Raw genomic sequence first — 16,860 nt, 5'->3', positions numbered from 1 at the left:
GGGCGGTGTGACCTGGGTCTATGCGCAGTTGTTCGGGGCGGGCTTATGCGTGAACAGGTCGAAGAGGTAAACCAAGCCCTTCGGTACGGAGGCCATGAGAGGCACCGCGTGGCCGAGGGCCGCGCCGGGGGTGAGTGCCGTGCCGGGTTCCGCCACGAAGTTCACCGTCGCGCCGGCCTGGCAGTAGGCGCCAGCGAGCGCGCGGGCCTGACCGTAGGGGATGAGATCATCCGTGGGGGAGTTCGCGATGTAGATGGGCGCGTTGGGGGTGTGCTGGCCGAGCTTCTGGTGGCGCAGCGTCTCGCCGATAATGGGCTCTTTGAGGGAGAGTTCCTCCAGGGATTCGCCGTGGGCCGTGAGCGTCTGGGTGCGGGTAAAGCCCCATGTCGCAACGGATTCGCCGATGCACGAGGTGGCGGCGTCGCGCAGGAAGGCCTTGCCGCGGTCGTTGAAGTTGGCGAGGATGGCGTCGCGGAATTGCGGGTCGCGCTCCGCGAAGCCGTTGATGGCGTAGCCCAGCACGTGCGCGATGGCGGAGCCGTTGACGGCATGCATGACGCGTTCGAGGTCAGCCGGCGGGGCACCGGCGTAGGTGCCGCGGACGTTGAGGTCGGGGCCATACGCCTCGGCGAATTCGGCAGCTGCGGCCGCCGCGCCGCCGCCCTGGGAGTAGCCGGCGAAGGCGATGGGGGCATCGGCAGGCGCGCCGGAGGCCTGGAGCGCAGCGCGGCCGGCGTCGATGACGGCGTGGGCTTCCTCGATGTTATTGACGTAGGTGTGCGCTCCCGGGGTGCCGAGCCCGATGTAGTCCGGCACGATGACGCGCATGCCGGCCGCGGCGGCAGCCTGGTGGAACTGGTACTCGTAGTTGAAATTCACCGAGCCGGGCCACGCGGAGGACACGCCAAGGAAGGATCGCGAGGGCGCGCACTGGTCGCCCTGACCGCGGGTGCCTGGGGCGAAGACGATGGTGGGACGCGGGCCGCCGTGCGTCCAGGCGGCAGTGGGCTCGTAAAGCGTCGCGGTAGCCGCGACGGGGGAGCCATCTTGGCGCGTCGTGGAGTACGTGAGCACGCGGGCGGAGGAGTTGGCGGGCAGCAGGTGCTGGAAGGGCGCGCTGGCAGTGACGGTGCCGGGAGAGGGGGCACCGGCAGGCGCGGCGACAGCCGTGGCGGGTGGAAGGACAAGGCTTGCGACAAGGGCAAGCGAGGAGAGAAGAAAGCGGATTTTCACGAGCATAGATTACCCGGATTGGGGCGGGACGCTAGACTTTGCTGCATGGGTATTTACTTCCGCAAGCGCAAGAAGACGGGCAAGAATAGCTGGATCAATCTCTCCGGCTCGGGTGCTTCGATGTCTACGAAAATCGGTCCCGTGACCCTCAACTCGCGTGGTGGCATGTGGGTCAACCTGCCCGGCGGACTCAACTTCCGCGGTCGCTGGCGCTAAAGCACGCGGTTTTAGTCGAGAAAAGATGGGCGAAGGGAGCGACGGCCTATGGGCATGTCGCAAGCAGAATATCGGCAGATGGGCGTCGAGGCCGACGTCGTGCTGCGCTTGGGCATGCTGCTCATGGGCGCGGGCACATCCGGCTACCGCGTCATGCGTGGAATGAAGCGCGCGGCGCGCGCGATGGGTTTTGACCGGCTCGACCTGTCCGTAGGCGTGACGCAGATTGTGTGCACGTTCCACCGCGGTGAGCATTTCCGAACCATCATTGCGCAGCAACATTCGCCGGCGGTGGACGCCTCGCGCATCGAGGCGCTTGAGGACCTCACGCACCACGGGGTGCCATGGGGGACCACGGCGGAAGAACTCACGGCGAAGCTTGATGCGATTGAGCATGGCGTGACGAAGCGCTGGAACGTGTGGATTCTCTCGACTGCTGCGGCCGTGGCGTGCGCGTCCTTTGCGGTGCTCAACTACTTCTCCTGGGTGGCCATCGCGCTCGTGGCCCTGGCTGCTTTCTGCGGGCAGCTCACGCGCCACACCCTAGCCAAGCAACACGTCCACCAGCTGGGCGGCATCGTCGCGGCGGGGCTCGTGTCCTCGCTCGTCTTCTTTGCCACCACGGAATCCCTCGCCGCGGCGGGGCTCGCGGACCCCGCGGGGTTCTCCTCCGGCTATGTTGCTGCGGTGCTCTTCCTCATCCCGGGTTTTCCGCTCTTCTCCGCGCTCATTGATTTAGGCCGCTTCGACTTTGATGCGGGGCTCGCGCGCTTGACGTATGCGCTCACAGTCATCCTTGCGGCGACGTTTACGGTGACGATGGTGAGCTGGTTGACGGATCTCAAGCCGGAGCCGGCGCAGGCGGACTTCACGCCGGGATGGTTCCTGCTCGCGGCCGCGGCGAGTTTTTGCGGCATCGCGGGGTTCGCCTTCCTCTTTAATTCCTCGCGGCGCATGGTGCTCGTCGCCGCGTGCGTGGGCACCGTGGCCAACCTCGTGCGCCTGCTGCTTGTGGAAGCCGGCACCACGGCCTACTTTGCGGCGTTCGTGGGCGGGCTCATCGTGGGCCTACTCGGCGCCGTCGCCTCAAAGCAGGTGCATCTGCCCCGCATTACGACGACGGTCCCGGCCTCCGTCATCATGATTCCCGGCACCGCGATGTTCCGTTCCGTCTACCAGCTCAACGCTGGCGATATGACGCAGGCGCTCACCTTCGCCGCGACGGCGGCCATGGTGGTCATTTCCATTGGCGCCGGGCTCATCCTCGCGCGTCTGCTCACGGATAAGGATTGGGCGCTGGGGCACCTCATTGACTTCTCACACCACCGTCCGGGTGCGGGGGACCCAGACTTCTAGGAAGGCAACCGGAACCGTCCGTCGGGGTCCTGCTCCGCGAGCCCGTCCTCGAGCAACGAGGCCAACGCGCGGGAGCGCTGCGGGGCGTCCTCCCACACGGCGTCGAGGGCCGCCTGTGAGACTGGCTCGGTCGCCCCGCGAAGTACCGCCATGAGCCGCCCGCGCGCTTGGCGGTCCGTGCCCGTGAACTTCTGGACGCGCTTCTTCGCCTTGGCGGTCTCCTCCTCCGAGGGCTCCGGGCACCCGGCGAGCTGCCACGCGCACTCGGCTTTGAGCGGGCACGCCTCGCAGGAGGGATTCTTCGCCGTGCACACCAGGGCGCCTAGCTCCATGAGCGCGGCAGAGACGCGCGGCCCGCGCCCAGCGGGTGCGGCCTCGAGGAGCGAGGCGACATCGGCAAGCTCCCGCTTGCGCGGCGTGGGTGGCAGGAAGGTCCCTGTGATAGCGCGCGCATAGACGCGCCGCACATTCGTATCGACGACGGGCACGTTGAGCCCGTAGTGGAAACACGCCACGGCTCGGGCGGTGTAATCCCCGATGCCAGGCAATTCCAATAAAGCATCGACATCAGAGGGGACGGGTGACGAGCCGAGAGCCTGCGCGCACTCCCAGAGCCGCAGCGCGCGCCGGGGATAGCCTAACGTGCCCCACGCCTTGAGGACGTCCGCGCGGGAGGCTGCCGCGAAGTCCACGTGCGTGGGCCAGCGCACCATCCAGTCCTTCCAGATGGGGGCGACGCGCGCGACGGGAGTTTGCTGGCTCATCACTTCGCTGAGCAGCACGCCCCAGGCAGTGGTACCCGGTCGGCGCCAGGGGAGATCCCGCTCGTTGACGTCAAACCATGCAAGAAGTGCTTCGAAGTTCATCAGGGATAGTTTAAACTTATGTACCGTGGCTAAAAACATTGAGCTCAAGACCCCTCAGGACGTCTGGGACGCCCTGCTGGCTGGAAACCAACGTTACGCCTCTGACCAGGCGGAACATCCTCACTCCGATATTGCTCGCCGCGACGCCCTGCGCACCGGCCAGGCCCCGCGCGTTGCAATTCTTTCTTGCGGCGACTCTCGCGTCCCCGCGGAACTTGTCTTCGACATGGGCTTTGGCGACGCGTTTATCATTCGCAATGCTGGCCATATCGTGGACAACTCCGTGCTCGCCTCCGTGCAGTTTGCCGTCGATGACCTCGAATGCGACCTCCTTGTCGTCATGGGGCACCAGTCCTGCGGTGCTGTGAAGGCGACCTCGGGCTTCCTCAAGGACGACTCCACCATTCCGGCTGGCTTCCAACGCACCATCGTGGAAAGGGTTGCGCTCGCCGCCATCGCCTCCCAAGCCGAGGGCAAGGACACCACGGACGACTTCGAGCGTCGTAACACTGTAGAGACCGTCAAGCAGCTCATGGCGCGCATTCCGCATCTCGCCGATAAGGTTGAAGCGGGTGAGCTCGGCATTGCTGGCATTCGCTACCTCCTTGATGACGGCACGGTCGAACCCCTCGTCCTGCACGGCGTGCAGTAGACACGCGGGTCCGCAGTGGCGCAGGTCGCGCCGGTCACGCCCTAAAATAAGGGCATGTCGACTCCGCGTAAGCCACTGCCTCCCGTGATTTATCAGCGCCGCCGTGCGGCCGCGCTGATTCTTATCCTCGTGGTGGTCGCCGCGCTCATCATCGCCTGGGCCGTGGGCCGAGGCGGTAAGGATGATGCGTCGCAACAGGCCGCCGCAACCTCCTCGCTGGCCCAGCCTGCCGATGCCCCCTCCTCCGCACCGTCGGCGGCTCCCACGTCCTCCGCCGCGGAGGCTCCCGCTTCCGACGGCGCCCCGTCCGCTGAGTCCTCTGCAGCCGCGCCGTCCGAATCCGCCGCGCCGTCCGACTCCGCCGCAGCGTCCGAAGCCCCGAAGAATTCCTGCACCGTGGATGATCTCAAGGTGAGCGTGAAAGCCGTGGAGGCGTCCTACAAAGACGGCGACTTGCCTGTCTTCGTCATGGACGTCGAAAACCCTACCGCCGTGGACTGCGATATCGACTTGGACCAGAACAAGCTCCGCTTCGAGGTCTATAAGATGGGCACGAACGCCCGCGTGTGGGCGGACACGGATTGCTACCCCTCCGTCCAGACCGGTCGCACGACCTTCAAGGCCGGTGCCACCCAGCAATTCCAGGCCACGTGGTCGCGCAAGGGTTCCGAGCCTGGGCAATGCTCCGACCGCCCCGTCGCCGAGGCTGGCCACTACTTCGCCCACGGCATCATTGGCGATAACTACTCCGAGGGCTACACGTTCAATCTGAACTAGCCAAGCGCTTACCCCGAGTCGCTCTCGCTTTCCGCCCCCGCCAGCACACACGCGCCGCGCGGGGCGTGCGCATTTTTCTCCCCGCTACGCGTCGACGAGTGCGATGGCCTGCCCCAACGTCGCGACTTCTTTGACGTGCATGCCCGCGACCTTCGCGTCCGAGCCCGCCGGCACGATGGCCTGCTTGTAGCCTAGGCGCGCAGCCTCCGCGAGACGCCGTTCCACGCCGGGTACGCGGCGCAGCTCCCCGGCCAAGCCCACCTCGCCGATGACGACGGTCTTCGCGGGCAGCGGCTTCTCATGCAACGAGGACCACGTGGCGAGCGCCACCGCCAGGTCCGTCGCTGTTTCGTTGATGCGCACGCCGCCCACCGTCGCGACGTACGCGTCCTTCTCATTCGACTTCTGGCCCGCGCGCGCCTGAAGCACGGCGAGCACCATGGGCACACGGTTATTGTCCAGGCCCGTGACCACGCGGCGCGGGTTCTTCGAGACCGGATCCACCGTGAGCGCCTGAACTTCTGCCAAGATGGGCCGCACGCCGTCCATGGCCACCGTCACCGCCGAGCCGTCCGGTGTCGCCCCGCGGTGGGAGAGGAAGAGCCCCGACGGATCTGAGACTTCCCGAATGCCGCCGGCGGTCTGCTCGAAGCAACCTACCTCGTCCGTGGCGCCGAAGCGATTCTTAATACCGCGCAGCATGCGCAAGCTGGACTGCCGGTCGCCCTCAAAGTTGAGGACGACGTCCACGAGGTGTTCGAGCACGCGCGGACCCGCGACATTGCCGTCCTTCGTCACGTGGCCGACGAGCAGGATGGGAATGCCCGTCGTCTTCGCCAGCGTGGTGAGTGCGGCCGTCACCGCGCGCGACTGCGCGACGCCGCCGGCCACGCCCTCGACGCCCGCGGCATGCATGGTCTGCACCGAGTCGACGATCATGAGCGAGGGCTTGAGCTGTTCCACGTGTCCGAACACGACGTCGAGGTTGGACTCCGCCGCCAGATAGAGCGTGTCATGCAGCGCTCCGGTGCGCTCCGCGCGGGCACGTACCTGGCCCGCGGACTCCTCCGCCGTCACATAGAGTGCCGTTCGCTCCAGCTGCGCCCATTGCGAGGCTACCTCGAGCAGCAGCGTGGACTTGCCCACGCCCGGCTCGCCCGCCATGAGCACCACGGACCCCGGCACGATGCCGGTGCCCAGCACGCGGTCAAGCTCCCCGATGCCCGTGGGCAGCGTCTTTGTCGCCGACGCCCCAATCTTCGTAATGGGTTGCGCCGGACTCGTGGGAGTAAGCCCCTTGGCCAGCTGGCCGCTTACGGCCGCCTGCGCCGCGGCCCCGCCGCCCAGGCCACCACCCGACGCGGGCGCGGCGGGCATGGATTCCTGCAGTGTGCCCCACGAACCACACTCGGGGCAGCGCCCCAGCCACTTGGGCGAGACGTATCCACACTCGGAGCAGGTGTGGATGGGACGAACTTTCTTAGCCATGCTGCCTACTCTAAACCAGCCCCTCAACACGAAACCCCCGCCGGCGCTGACCAGCAGCGCGGGCGGGGGAATGGCTCGAAGGCGTGTGCGGCAGGGGCGCACACGGAGAGAATTAGTGGTGCTCAGCCTTAGCGGTCTCCGTGGTGTAGCCCTCGGTGGAGGAGGAGTCACGGTTGTACTGGCCGGAGGTCAGCGGGGAGGCGGACACCGGAGCGTCCACGGTGAGCTCACCGTTGTTGAAGGTGAAGGTGACCGGGCGGGTGCCGCCGAAGGCGTAGTCCTCGTTGGTGAGATCCGTGGTGATGTACTGCACGGAATTAGAGGTCTCGTCCTGCGGGACGGCGTCGAGGTTGGCCTTGGAATCACCGATGATGGACTGGCCGCGGCCGATGGGCTGTGCGGAGGAGACGTTGACGGACTGGCCGTCGACGTCGATGGACTGGAGGGTGACCTTGCCGTCGGCGTAGCCGTCGTTGATGACGCTGAACTTGAGCGATGCGGTGCCGTCGTTCGGCTCCAGCTGGATGGTGACGTCACGTACGGCCACGGCGCCGTCTTCGGTCTTGGCGTTGGTGCCATCCACTGCGATGACCTTCTGCGAGGTCTGGGTGATCTGGCCCGCGGAGCAGGCTGCCAGAGAAAGCGCGGACATAGCAGCAACAGAGATGATGGCACCGCGACGTGCGGCAGACTTCAGGGACTTCACTTCGAGCGTCCTCCAATTAAGAGATCAGGCGTTTATCAACGACTTAGCCTAGTCGTTAGCGGCGGGAAGTACACAGTTTTGGGCCCGTTGGGGGCTACGCCACATGCGTAACATGGGGGTATCCGGGGGTAAACCCGGGGTGCAAACGCCGCCCCCGTCCAGCGTGGTAAAATTTCTCACCATATATGCGTGTGTCGCGTCGTGCGATGCGCGCCAACGAACCCGAACGAGGAGTGACTGGACAAACATGGAGTTCAAGGTCGGCGAGGTCGTCGTTTACCCGCACCACGGTGCTGCAGAGATTACTGCCATCGAACAGCGTGAGATGGGCGGGGAGACCTTGGAGTTCCTCGTGCTTCAGATCAAGCACTCGGATCTCGTCGTGCGCGTTCCTTCCAAGAATGCCGAGCATGTTGGCGTCCGTGACGTCGTGGGTAAGGAAGGCCTGGAGAAGGTCTTCTCCGTCTTGCGCGAAACCGACGTCGAAGAGGCTGGCAACTGGTCCCGCCGCTTCAAGGCCAACCAGGAGCGCCTCGCCTCCTCGGATATCAACAAGGTGGCCGAGGTCGTTCGTGACCTGTGGCGCCGCGACCAGGATCGCGGCCTGTCCGCCGGTGAGAAGCGCATGCTCGCCAAGGCCCGCCAGATTCTCGTGGGTGAGCTGGCCCTTGCCACCCCGGTCGATGAGAAGAAGGCTGATGCCCTCGAAGAGGAAATCCAGGCCACCATCGAGCGCCACCGCGCAGCAGGCCTCGTTGAGGACACCACCGTCGTCACTGGCGGTGATGATGAGGACCTCGCAGACCTCAACTTCGACGACTCTGACGACGAAGAGTAAATAATGTCGCGCCGCGTCATTGCGCTCGTGGCTGCGGCCGGCCAAGGCACGCGCCTCGGCGCGCCGATCCCTAAGGCCTACGTCGAACTTGACGGCGTTCCGCTGCTCGCGCGTTCCGTGCGTCTGCTGCTCGACTCCGGCCGCGTTGATGAGGTCATCGTTCTCGTGAGCCCCGACATGCAGGACACCGCTGCGCGGGTCCTTGCAGACGCCCAGCTTGCCGATGCCCCCGTGCGCCTCGTCCACGGCGGCGGCGAGCGCGCCGACTCCGTCTGGGCCGGCCTTCGGGCCGCGGCTGCCGATGCTGCGTCAACTGCCGCGTCGGCTGGCGCGTCGGCTAGCGCCGACGCGAGTCATGAGGATGCCATCGTCCTTGTCCACGATGCCGCCCGCGCGCTCACCCCGCCGGACATGGTCGCGCGCATTGTCGACCGCGTCGCGGCCGGTGCGTCCGCCGTCATCCCGGTGCTGCCCGTCGCCGACACGATCAAAGAAGTCGACGGCGACACCGTTCTCGCGACCCCAGACCGTTCCCGCCTACGCGCCGTCCAGACCCCACAGGGCTTCGATCTCGCGACGCTCATCTGCGTCAACGAGGCCTACTTCGCAAGAAAGCAGGACTTCATCGCGACGGATGACGCAAGCCTCATGGAATGGTTCGGCGTCACCGTCGTGACCGTCCCCGGCGACGCGATGGCGTTCAAGATAACGACCCCGCTCGACCTCACCCTCGCCCGCGCCGTCCTCGCCGCGCAGCCTGCGGCGCGCGACGAGAAATAAATAAGGAGACCATCATGAAACAGCCGATTATTCCGCGCGTGGGCATCGCCACGGATGCCCACCAGATCGAAGAAGGCAAGCCCTGCTGGATCGCGGGTCTCCTCTTCGAGGGCGCGGACGGCTGCGAGGGACACTCGGACGGCGATGTTGTCTCCCACGCCGTCGTCGACGCATTGCTTTCCGCGTCACAGCTGGGTGACCTCGGCTCCTTCGTCGGCGTAGGCCGTAAGGAATACGCCGGCGTCTCCGGAGCGCAGCTGCTCAAAGAATGCCGCGCGTTGCTTGAGGAGAACGGCTTTACTATCGGCAACGCCGCAGCACAGCTCGTAGGCCAGACCCCGAAGATGGGCCCGCGACGCGAGGAAGCCGAGCGCGTGCTCACCGAGATCCTCGGCGCCCCGGTGTCCATCTCCGCGACGACGACCGATCACCTCGGTTTCACCGGTCGCGCGGAAGGCCGCGCCGCCGTCGCGACCGCTGTCGTGTGGAAGGCCACCGCATAAGCCACCGCATTAGCCAGCACCTAAACTCGTGCTCCGCAGGCAGCCGTGCCCTCCACCGATGTCGGTGGGTAGCAAAGAAAAGCCCAGCGTCCCCTAGAATGGGCTGCGTGACTTCCAACGATAAGCAGACCCCGACCACGCAGCTTCACATCTATGACACGGCGGCGCGTACGCAGCGCCCGTTCGAGCCCATCCGGCCCGGTCACGTGTCTATCTATCTGTGTGGCGCGACCCCGCAGGCCCAACCGCACATCGGTCACCTGCGTTCCGGCGTCGCCTTCGATATCCTGCGTCGTTGGCTCATTGCTCAGGGCTTCGACGTTGCCTTCGTCCGCAACGTCACCGACATCGATGACAAGATTCTCACCAAGGCCACGGACAACGGCCGCCCCTGGTGGGAGTGGGTCTCCACGTATGAGCGCGAGTTCACCAAGGCGTACAACACGCTCGGTGTTCTTCCGCCCTCCGTCGAGCCGCGCGCGACCGGCTTCGTCACCCAGATGGTCGACTACATGCAGCGCCTCATGGACCGCGGCTTCGCCTATGCCGTCGGCAAGACCGACGGTGAAGCCGAAGGAGCAGGTTCCGTCTACTTCGACGTCAATGCTTGGGTCGCGGCCGAGGGTTCTGACTACGGATCCCTGTCCGGCAACAAGGTCGAGGAAATGGACCAAGGGGAGGGCGTGGACGCCCTCGACCGTGGCAAGCGCGGCGCCCAAGACTTCGCCCTGTGGAAGGGCGCGAAGCCCGGCGAGCCCTCGTGGCCCACGCCGTGGGGCAAGGGTCGCCCGGGCTGGCACCTGGAGTGCTCGGCGATGTCCACGTACTACCTGGGTTCCGAGTTCGACATTCACTGCGGCGGCCTGGACCTGCAGTTCCCGCACCACGAGAACGAGATTGCCCAGTCCCACGCGGCGGGCGACGGCTTCGCGCATTACTGGATGCACAATCACTGGGTCACCATGGCCGGAGAGAAGATGTCCAAGTCCCTGGGCAACGTGCTCTCCGTGCCCACCATGCTGGAGCTCGTCCGCCCAGTCGAGCTGCGCTACTACCTGGGCTCGGCGCATTACCGTTCCGTGCTCGAGTACTCCGAGGCCGCGCTCACCGAGGCTGCCGCGGGCTACCGGCGCATCGAGGACTTCCTCGCGCGCTTCGACACCGTCGAGGTGGGTGAGTGGACGCAGGGCTTCGAGGACGCGATGAATGACGATATCGCCGTTCCACGCGCCCTGGCAGAAATTCACACCACGGTGCGCGCTGGCAACAAGGCGCTCGCCGAGGGGGACGAAGCCCGCGCGCTGGATCTCGCACAGTCTGTGCGCGCTATGGCTGCGGTGCTGGGCTTCGACCCGATCGAGTGGGCGTCTGGCTCCGCTGCGGATTCGGGTGCGGCCGAGCAGGCACTCGAGGTCCTCGTCGCCGCCGAGCTCGAGGCACGTACCACCGCACGTGCCGAGAAGGACTGGGCCACGGCGGATGCCGTGCGCGACCGACTCGCAGCAGCGGGCATTACCATTACCGATACTCCCGACGGCCCCACCTGGTCGCTGGCTTAAATTACACGTTGCACACGCTCTAGAAGGATAGATTTTTTATGGCACGAACTCACGGCCGTGGCGGCGCAGGCGCACGCAAGTCGAATAAGAAGGGTGCGCTCAAGGGCACCGGCGGACAGCGCAAGAAGGGTTTGGAGGGCAAGGGCCCGACCCCGAAGGCGGAGGACCGCGTCTACCACGCCAAGTACAAGGCGAAGCAGATTCGCGAACGTCGCAACTCCGGGCGCCACGTCAAGGAGACCGCAGAGATGGTCGTGGGCCGCAACCCTGTCGTGGAATGCCTCCACGCGAAGGTCCCGGCGACCTCCCTCTACATTGTGCAGGGCACCCGCATGGACGAACGCCTCTCCGAGGCCGTTGCCATCGCGAACTCCCGCAACCTGCCGGTGCTCGAGGTCCAGCGCCACGAGATGGACAACATGACAGGCAACGGCATGCACCAGGGCATTGGCCTGCAGATTCCGCCGTTCAAATACGCGCAGGTTGAGGACCTCGTCGCTGACGTGGCGGCCAAGCCCGAGCCGGGCATGTTCGTCATCCTCGACAACATCACGGACCCGCGTAACCTCGGCGCGGTCATTCGTTCCGTCGCGGCCTTCGGCGGCCACGGCGTCATCATCCCGGAGCGCCGCTCCGCTTCCGTCACTGCCGTGGCATGGCGTACCTCCGCGGGCACCGCAGCGCGCCTGCCCGTGGCGCGTGCGACGAACCTCACGCGCACGGTGCAGTACTTCCAGAAGCACGGCTACCAGGTCGTGGGCCTCGACGCCGGCGGCGAGCACACGCTCGACACCTACGACGGCGGCACGGATCCCGTCGTCATCGTCATCGGCTCCGAGGGCAAGGGCATTTCCCGTCTCGTGCGCGAGAACTGCGACGAGGTCATGTCCATCCCCATGACCCCGTGGGTCGAGTCGCTCAACGCCTCCGTCGCGGCCGGCGCGGTGCTGTCCGAGTTCGCCCGCCAGCGCCGCGTGGCCCAGAAATAGGCTCACGCTTTCGCCGCCATGTTTCTCACGAGCGTGCGTCCCGCCCCGGAGCTTATCGGGGAGGGACTGCCCGATGTGCCGGAACACATGCGCCGCCTGGGCGCGCTCATCGCAGCGCTGCCCGGCGGCGCCTTGCGTTTTCCTACGCCCGTTACCGTCGTCGTGGGGGATAACGGCGCCGGAAAATCCACGCTGCTAGAGGCCATCGCCGTGGGGCTTGGCGTCAATCCCGAGGGCGGTTCGCGCCACGCCCGTTTTGCCACCGGCGACGAGGACTATCCCGAGTGGCTCATCTGCTCGCGGGCGCACAACCCGCGCGACGTGTACTTCTTGCGCGGCGAGACCTTCCTCAACTTGAGCGAGTATCACCACCAGATCCATAGCCCGGAGAATCCCGATCCGCTCAGGGACCTGCCGTTTCTCAGCCACGGCCAGGGCCTGCTCGCCCTCGTCGAGAGACGCTTCCATTCTGACGGAATGATCATTCTCGACGAGCCGGAAGACGGCTTGTCCTATCCCCGGCAGGTCGAGGTTGCCACGCAGCTCGAGCGCCTCACCGCCCAAGGCGCACAGGTCATCCTCGCGACGCACTCACCAGTCTTCCTCAGCATGCAAGGCGCGACCGTCTACGCGTTCGGCGACAATGGGATTGCGCCCGTCGCTCCCGAAGCGACGGAGGCTGTTCACGCCGCGCGCGAGTTCCTCGCCGATCCATTGGGGACCGCCGCGTTTCTAATTGGGGAGGGCGAATGAGGGACTTCTATGTCGACGCCTATGCCGCGGTGGACGGCGGCCACGGACCTGAGTGGGTGTCCTCCGTTCCTGGTTTCGTGGCGCTGCGACGCCAGGGACTGGACCTGCGTGCGCCGGTGACCGTGCTGACCGGGGACAACGGGGTGGGCAAGTCGACGCTCGCCGAGGGCATTGCCTTCGAGTACGGCTTTCCTGAGCGCGGCGGGATATGGGGTGTGCAGCGCTCCGCCGGTCCCATCAATCCCCTCCGGGGGTGGGCGAGCCTGCGCTTGGGTAACGCGGCGAAGGACGGCTACTTCCTGCGCGCGGAGACGCACTACAACGTCGGTTCGACCGCGATGTCGCACGGCGAATCCGTCATGGACGTCGTGCAGCGTTCCTTTGATGGGCGCGGGCTCTATATCCTCGACGAGCCGGAGTCGGGGCTTTCGCTCGTGCGGCAGATGACGCTCATGGCGGAAATCCATCGTGCCGCGGAGGCGGGTGCGCAGTTCATCGTGGTGACGCACTCGCCGATCGTGGCAGCCATCCCCGGTGCGCGGATTGTTGAAATTACAGAAGATGGGTTCTTCTTAGAGATGCGCGACGTGACACAGACGCTGGCGTTTCAGTCCCTCGCCGAAGTGATGCGGCGGGTTTAAAGGCCGAAGAAGTCCTCCACGAGCTCGGCAGCGATGAAGGAATCCGTGTTTTTACCCAGGCGTGGGTCCAGCTCGTTGCCCGACGGGATGACGTGGCCCATGCCCTCGACGCTCACGAGCTCGACCGGTGCGCCGTCGCTATCTGCTGGCTTCCAGTGGTCGACAACGGTGTCGGGGAAAAGCTGGGTGCGCGCCGGGCCGGCGGCATGGTTGAGCTCTGCGAAGCGTGCGGCATTCTCCTGCGCGCCGGAGACGGCACCGCGGGTGCGCTTCGGGTCAATGCCCGCCGTTCCGCCCTTATAGGGCGCGAGCCGGTCGCCCGTGCCGTGGACGAACATGACCGGGGTGGGCTGGTACGCCGAGTCCGGATTGGTGGGCGCATGGTTGGTGCCGGCGCCGAGAGTGGAGGCGAAGACGCAGGCGGCATCGGCAAGCCCGGGCGCGTCGAAGAGCAAGCGGATAACAATCTGCCCGCCGTTGGAGAAGCCGCAGAGGAACACGCGGCCAATCTCCTGCTCCGCGCGCAGCTCGTCGAGGATGGCGCGCGTGAAGGCGACGTCATCGATGCCCAGCTCGCGCGCGGCGACGGGCAGGGTGGCGCGGGCATCGTTAAAGTGCTGTTCCACGCCGGTGGGGTAGACCGCAAGCATGCCGTGGCGGGTGGCAAGGTCATCGAACGTGCCGTTGGTAAAGCGACGGATGACATTCGCGGATTGCAGGGAGCCGTGGAAGAACATGAGGATATCGGGCTTCGCCGCGACGGTGTCGGGGCGGTACACGAGGTACTTGCGGGTGCGGTCTTGTAATTCGAGGCTACGGCGTTCCAAAGTCACGCATCTAGCCTAGTCCTGGTGCGTGCAGCTCTCGTCGTGCGTCGAGGTGTGGTGTGCCTCGGCGTCGGCGCGATCGGTGGCGGCGCCGAAGTGTTTCTGGGAGGCACGGCGGGCGGCGACGTCGTCGCGGACGGCCTTGCGGCTGCGGGCCGCGCCGATACCGCGGCAGACCAGGTAAATAACAAAAGAGATGCTCGTGACGAAGACCGAGACGGGCAGGCCGGGAGCCAGGGAGAGGACTAGGCCGCCCACGGCGGAGACCTCAGCGAAGATGGTGGACCACATAATGGCGCGCACCGGCGAGGACGTGATGTGCACGGCGGCGGCGCCCGGGGTGATGAGCAGCGCCATGACGAGCAGGGAGCCGACGATCTGCACGGACTGTGCGGCAGCGAGGCCGACGAGGATGGCGAAGACGACGGACAGTGCGCGCACGGGCACGCCGGCGGCCTGCGCCATGATGGGGTCCGCGGAGGCGAAGAGCATGGGGCGCCAGAACAGCGCGACAGCGCCGACGATGATGACCATGGTCGCGGCGAGCAGCCAGACGGAGGCGCTCGAGACGCCGACGATCTGGCCGGTTAGCAGCGACATCGCGGAGTTCGAGTTGCCGGGGTAGAGGTGCAAGAAGAGCACGGAGAGACCGAGGCCGAAGCTCATGACGACGCCGATGGCGGAGTCCTGCTGGCCCTTGAAGCCGAGGACGGCGAGCACGATGGCAGCGACGATGGCGCCGGCGACCGCGCCGAAGCCGATGTTGAGGCCGAAGAGGAGCGCGGCCGAGGCGCCCATAAGGGCGAGCTCCGAGGTGGCGTGCACGGAAAACGACATCTGACGCAATACGATGAGCGAGGTCATCACGCCCGAGAGGATGCCGAGCAGGGCGCAGGCGATAAGCGACTGCTGCACGAAGTCGATGCTCAGGAGGTACTGGGTGTCCTCAATATATTTCTGCATGGATGATTCCCCTTCTACGCGACGATCATGCGGCCATCGATTTCGATGACGTTGACACGCGAACCATAGAGCTCAGAGAGCACGTCGCTGCGCATGACCTCGTTGACGGTGCCCATGATGTGGCCATGTGGCGCAATGTAGAGCACGCGGTCGACGACGCCGAGCACCGGGTTGATGCCGTGGGTGACGAAGACGATGGACAGGTCGCGCTCGCGGCGCCAGAAATCGAGCTTGTCCACGGTGGCCTGCTGGCGCGCCGGGTCAAGCGAGAGCAGCGGCTCGTCCGCGAGCAGAAGCTGCGGGTCGGCAGCGAGGGCCTGAGCCTGGCGGATGAGCTGTTGCTGGCCGCCGGAGAGCAGGCCTACGCGGCGGTCCGCGATGCCGGTCGCGCCGACCTCGGTGAGGAGCTCGTCCACTCGAGCGCGCGCGGCGCGGCGGTTCTTCACCACGCCATGGGCGAGGGAGAGGGAGACGAGGTCGCGGGCGCGCATCGGCAGCTCAGGCGGGAACATGCGCTGCTGAGGGATATAGCCCACGCGGCAATTGACGTCTACGCGGCCGTCGGTGAGCTGGCGCGTGCGCAAGATGGTGCCGAGCAGCGTGGACTTGCCCACGCCGTTGGGGCCGAGCACCGCGATGAACTCGCCGGGCTCGATGTCGAAGGACATGTTCGACCACAGCGGATCGACCGCGGCGTCGCAGAAGGAGACGAGCGACTTACTTGGCATTGGACTCCAGCGCGGAGACAACGGACTCGTAGTAATCGAAGAAGTTCTCGCCGTCCACCGGGGTCTCGCCGATTTCGACGACCGGGATGCCGGCGGCCTCCGCAGCATCGTGGATGCGCGTGGTCATATCCGTCTCGGTCTGCGGGTTGTAGATGAGGACGTCGATGTCGCCGTTTTTGATGACGCCGAGGAAGCGCGCGAGGTCAGCTGCGGCCGGCTCGCCCTCGTCGAGGGTGGCGGCGCGGTACTTCTCCGGCGTGTTGTCAGTCCAGGAGTCCGACGGCGCGAGGAGGTAGTCCGCAATCGGCTCGGTCTGCGCGTACTTCTTGGCGGGCAGCGCGGCGATGCGGTCGGCAAAGCCCTTCGTCTTCTCCTCGAGGCCGTCGGCCGAGGCGCCCGCCTCTGGGTCCTTGGCGTTGATGGCGTCCGCGATCTCCTCGGCGACGATGTTGATGGCCTCGACGTCGTACCAGATGTGCTCGTTACCGTCGATGATCGTGACCTTAAGGCCCTCGTCATTCATGTGCTCGTCGAGCGTTCCGTGCTCAATAAGCGGCAGGGCGGTGACAACCTTGTCCTGCTCCTTGACCGTCTCGTAGAGCCATGCGTCGTAGCCGCCGCCACCGACGACGACCATGTCTGCCTCGTTGGCCTGCGCGATATTGGCTGCAGTGGGCTCGAAGTGGTGCGGATCCACGCTCGGGTCCGTAATCACAGAGGAGACCTCGACGTCCGCGTCCGTGGATTCGGCGACGACGTTGGCGACGTCAGCCCAGATCGGCGTGGAGGCGACAATCTTAATGGTCTCGTCGCCAGAGGCCGACGAGTCAGAGGAGCCAGAGGAGCAGGCGGTGGCCGTGAGAGCCAGTGCCGCGACGGACACAAGAGTCAGGGAACGCGAGTACAGCATGCGCTCCAGTTTTCCGTTGTTGCAACTCAATGTCAATTGATAACCAATTGAAAATCAGGGGAGGTCGACGCGGGT

At 65.9% G+C, this 16,860-nt stretch carries 19 protein-coding genes; 11 read left to right on the top strand and 8 right to left on the bottom strand.

What is annotated here, in order from left to right; translation table 11 throughout:
• Positions 1-18 precede the first annotated feature (18 nt).
• Entirely contained in the window at positions 19-1,239 is a 1,221-nt protein-coding gene (locus HMPREF3227_RS01795; protein WP_066509731.1) for a lipase family protein, read from the bottom strand.
• Positions 1,240-1,278: 39 nt separating this feature from the next.
• On the opposite strand from HMPREF3227_RS01795, the gene HMPREF3227_RS13140 reads away from it, so the two are divergent.
• The gene (locus HMPREF3227_RS13140; protein WP_156452948.1) at positions 1,279-1,449 is read left to right on the top strand and encodes a DUF4236 domain-containing protein; all 171 of its coding nucleotides are present in this window, start codon (positions 1,279-1,281) and stop codon (positions 1,447-1,449) included.
• 78 nt (positions 1,450-1,527) lie between these two features.
• The gene (locus HMPREF3227_RS01790; RefSeq protein ID WP_156452954.1) at positions 1,528-2,805 is read left to right on the top strand and encodes a threonine/serine exporter family protein; all 1,278 of its coding nucleotides are present in this window, start codon (positions 1,528-1,530) and stop codon (positions 2,803-2,805) included.
• Here HMPREF3227_RS01790 and HMPREF3227_RS01785 read toward each other — a convergent pair.
• The gene (locus HMPREF3227_RS01785; protein WP_066509727.1) at positions 2,802-3,671 is read right to left on the bottom strand and encodes an HhH-GPD family protein; all 870 of its coding nucleotides are present in this window, start codon (positions 3,669-3,671) and stop codon (positions 2,802-2,804) included. The two genes, HMPREF3227_RS01790 and HMPREF3227_RS01785, sit on opposite strands and share 4 nt — an antisense overlap.
• Before the next feature lie 25 nt (positions 3,672-3,696).
• On the opposite strand from HMPREF3227_RS01785, the gene HMPREF3227_RS01780 reads away from it, so the two are divergent.
• Positions 3,697-4,323 carry a carbonic anhydrase gene (locus tag HMPREF3227_RS01780; RefSeq protein WP_066509721.1) on the top strand — a complete coding sequence of 209 codons (627 nt, stop codon included), beginning with the start codon at positions 3,697-3,699 and terminating at the stop codon, positions 4,321-4,323.
• Between the two features lie 54 nt (positions 4,324-4,377).
• Entirely contained in the window at positions 4,378-5,100 is a 723-nt protein-coding gene (locus HMPREF3227_RS01775) for a hypothetical protein (RefSeq protein ID WP_066509717.1), read from the top strand.
• Positions 5,101-5,184: 84 nt separating this feature from the next.
• On the opposite strand, the gene radA is transcribed toward HMPREF3227_RS01775, so the two are convergent.
• Together radA and HMPREF3227_RS01765 are read right to left on the bottom strand one after the other, a co-directional pair.
• A complete protein-coding gene (gene radA, locus HMPREF3227_RS01770; RefSeq protein WP_066509711.1) occupies positions 5,185-6,588 on the bottom strand; it encodes a DNA repair protein RadA in 1,404 nt (467 codons plus the stop codon).
• A 112-nt stretch (positions 6,589-6,700) separates the two neighbouring features.
• On the bottom strand, positions 6,701-7,294 hold the full coding sequence (locus HMPREF3227_RS01765; protein ID WP_066490073.1) for a hypothetical protein: 594 nt from the start codon (positions 7,292-7,294) through the stop codon (positions 6,701-6,703).
• A gap of 247 nt (positions 7,295-7,541) precedes the next feature.
• Between HMPREF3227_RS01765 and HMPREF3227_RS01760 the strand changes: the two genes are divergently transcribed.
• The 7 genes from HMPREF3227_RS01760 to HMPREF3227_RS01730 all read left to right on the top strand — a co-directional run bounded on the left by HMPREF3227_RS01760 (position 7,542) and on the right by HMPREF3227_RS01730 (position 13,357).
• Entirely contained in the window at positions 7,542-8,132 is a 591-nt protein-coding gene (locus HMPREF3227_RS01760; RefSeq protein ID WP_066490076.1) for a CarD family transcriptional regulator, read from the top strand.
• Between the two features lie 3 nt (positions 8,133-8,135).
• Positions 8,136-8,912: a 2-C-methyl-D-erythritol 4-phosphate cytidylyltransferase gene (gene ispD, locus HMPREF3227_RS01755; protein WP_066509702.1), complete on the top strand. Its 777-nt coding sequence runs from the start codon at positions 8,136-8,138 to the stop codon at positions 8,910-8,912.
• 14 nt (positions 8,913-8,926) lie between these two features.
• Positions 8,927-9,415 carry a 2-C-methyl-D-erythritol 2,4-cyclodiphosphate synthase gene (gene ispF, locus HMPREF3227_RS01750; protein ID WP_066490082.1) on the top strand — a complete coding sequence of 163 codons (489 nt, stop codon included), beginning with the start codon at positions 8,927-8,929 and terminating at the stop codon, positions 9,413-9,415.
• Positions 9,416-9,513: 98 nt separating this feature from the next.
• Complete coding sequence (gene cysS, locus HMPREF3227_RS01745) at positions 9,514-10,974, top strand: cysteine--tRNA ligase (RefSeq protein WP_066490085.1); 1,461 nt, start codon at positions 9,514-9,516, stop codon at positions 10,972-10,974.
• Positions 10,975-11,012: 38 nt separating this feature from the next.
• Entirely contained in the window at positions 11,013-11,963 is a 951-nt protein-coding gene (gene rlmB / locus HMPREF3227_RS01740; RefSeq protein ID WP_066490093.1) for a 23S rRNA (guanosine(2251)-2'-O)-methyltransferase RlmB, read from the top strand.
• Positions 11,964-11,981: 18 nt separating this feature from the next.
• Positions 11,982-12,716, top strand: a complete 735-nt coding sequence (locus HMPREF3227_RS01735) for an AAA family ATPase (protein ID WP_066490103.1) — start codon at positions 11,982-11,984, stop codon at positions 12,714-12,716.
• Complete coding sequence (locus tag HMPREF3227_RS01730) at positions 12,713-13,357, top strand: AAA family ATPase (RefSeq protein WP_066490112.1); 645 nt, start codon at positions 12,713-12,715, stop codon at positions 13,355-13,357. The genes HMPREF3227_RS01735 and HMPREF3227_RS01730 overlap by 4 nt, the downstream gene beginning before the upstream one ends.
• Here the strand turns inward: HMPREF3227_RS01730 and HMPREF3227_RS01725 are convergent.
• From HMPREF3227_RS01725 to HMPREF3227_RS01710, 4 genes are read right to left on the bottom strand one after another with little or no spacing between them, the layout of a single operon-like run.
• The gene (locus tag HMPREF3227_RS01725) at positions 13,354-14,190 is read right to left on the bottom strand and encodes a CE1 family esterase (RefSeq protein WP_066509699.1); all 837 of its coding nucleotides are present in this window, start codon (positions 14,188-14,190) and stop codon (positions 13,354-13,356) included. The genes HMPREF3227_RS01730 and HMPREF3227_RS01725 overlap by 4 nt on opposite strands.
• Before the next feature lie 9 nt (positions 14,191-14,199).
• Positions 14,200-15,147, bottom strand: coding sequence for a metal ABC transporter permease (locus HMPREF3227_RS01720; RefSeq protein WP_066509697.1), 948 nt, complete (start codon positions 15,145-15,147; stop codon positions 14,200-14,202).
• Positions 15,148-15,161: 14 nt separating this feature from the next.
• Positions 15,162-15,875 carry a metal ABC transporter ATP-binding protein gene (locus HMPREF3227_RS01715; RefSeq protein WP_066490127.1) on the bottom strand — a complete coding sequence of 238 codons (714 nt, stop codon included), beginning with the start codon at positions 15,873-15,875 and terminating at the stop codon, positions 15,162-15,164.
• A complete protein-coding gene (locus HMPREF3227_RS01710; protein ID WP_066509695.1) occupies positions 15,865-16,785 on the bottom strand; it encodes a metal ABC transporter solute-binding protein, Zn/Mn family in 921 nt (306 codons plus the stop codon). The genes HMPREF3227_RS01715 and HMPREF3227_RS01710 overlap by 11 nt, the downstream gene beginning before the upstream one ends.
• Positions 16,786-16,860 lie beyond the last annotated feature (75 nt).

This window comes from Corynebacterium sp. CMW7794, assembly GCF_001563605.1.
Lineage (GTDB): Bacteria > Actinomycetota > Actinomycetes > Mycobacteriales > Mycobacteriaceae > Corynebacterium > Corynebacterium phoceense.
Note: the sequence above shows the minus strand (reverse complement) of the source record. Positions and strands in the feature narration are given on the sequence as shown.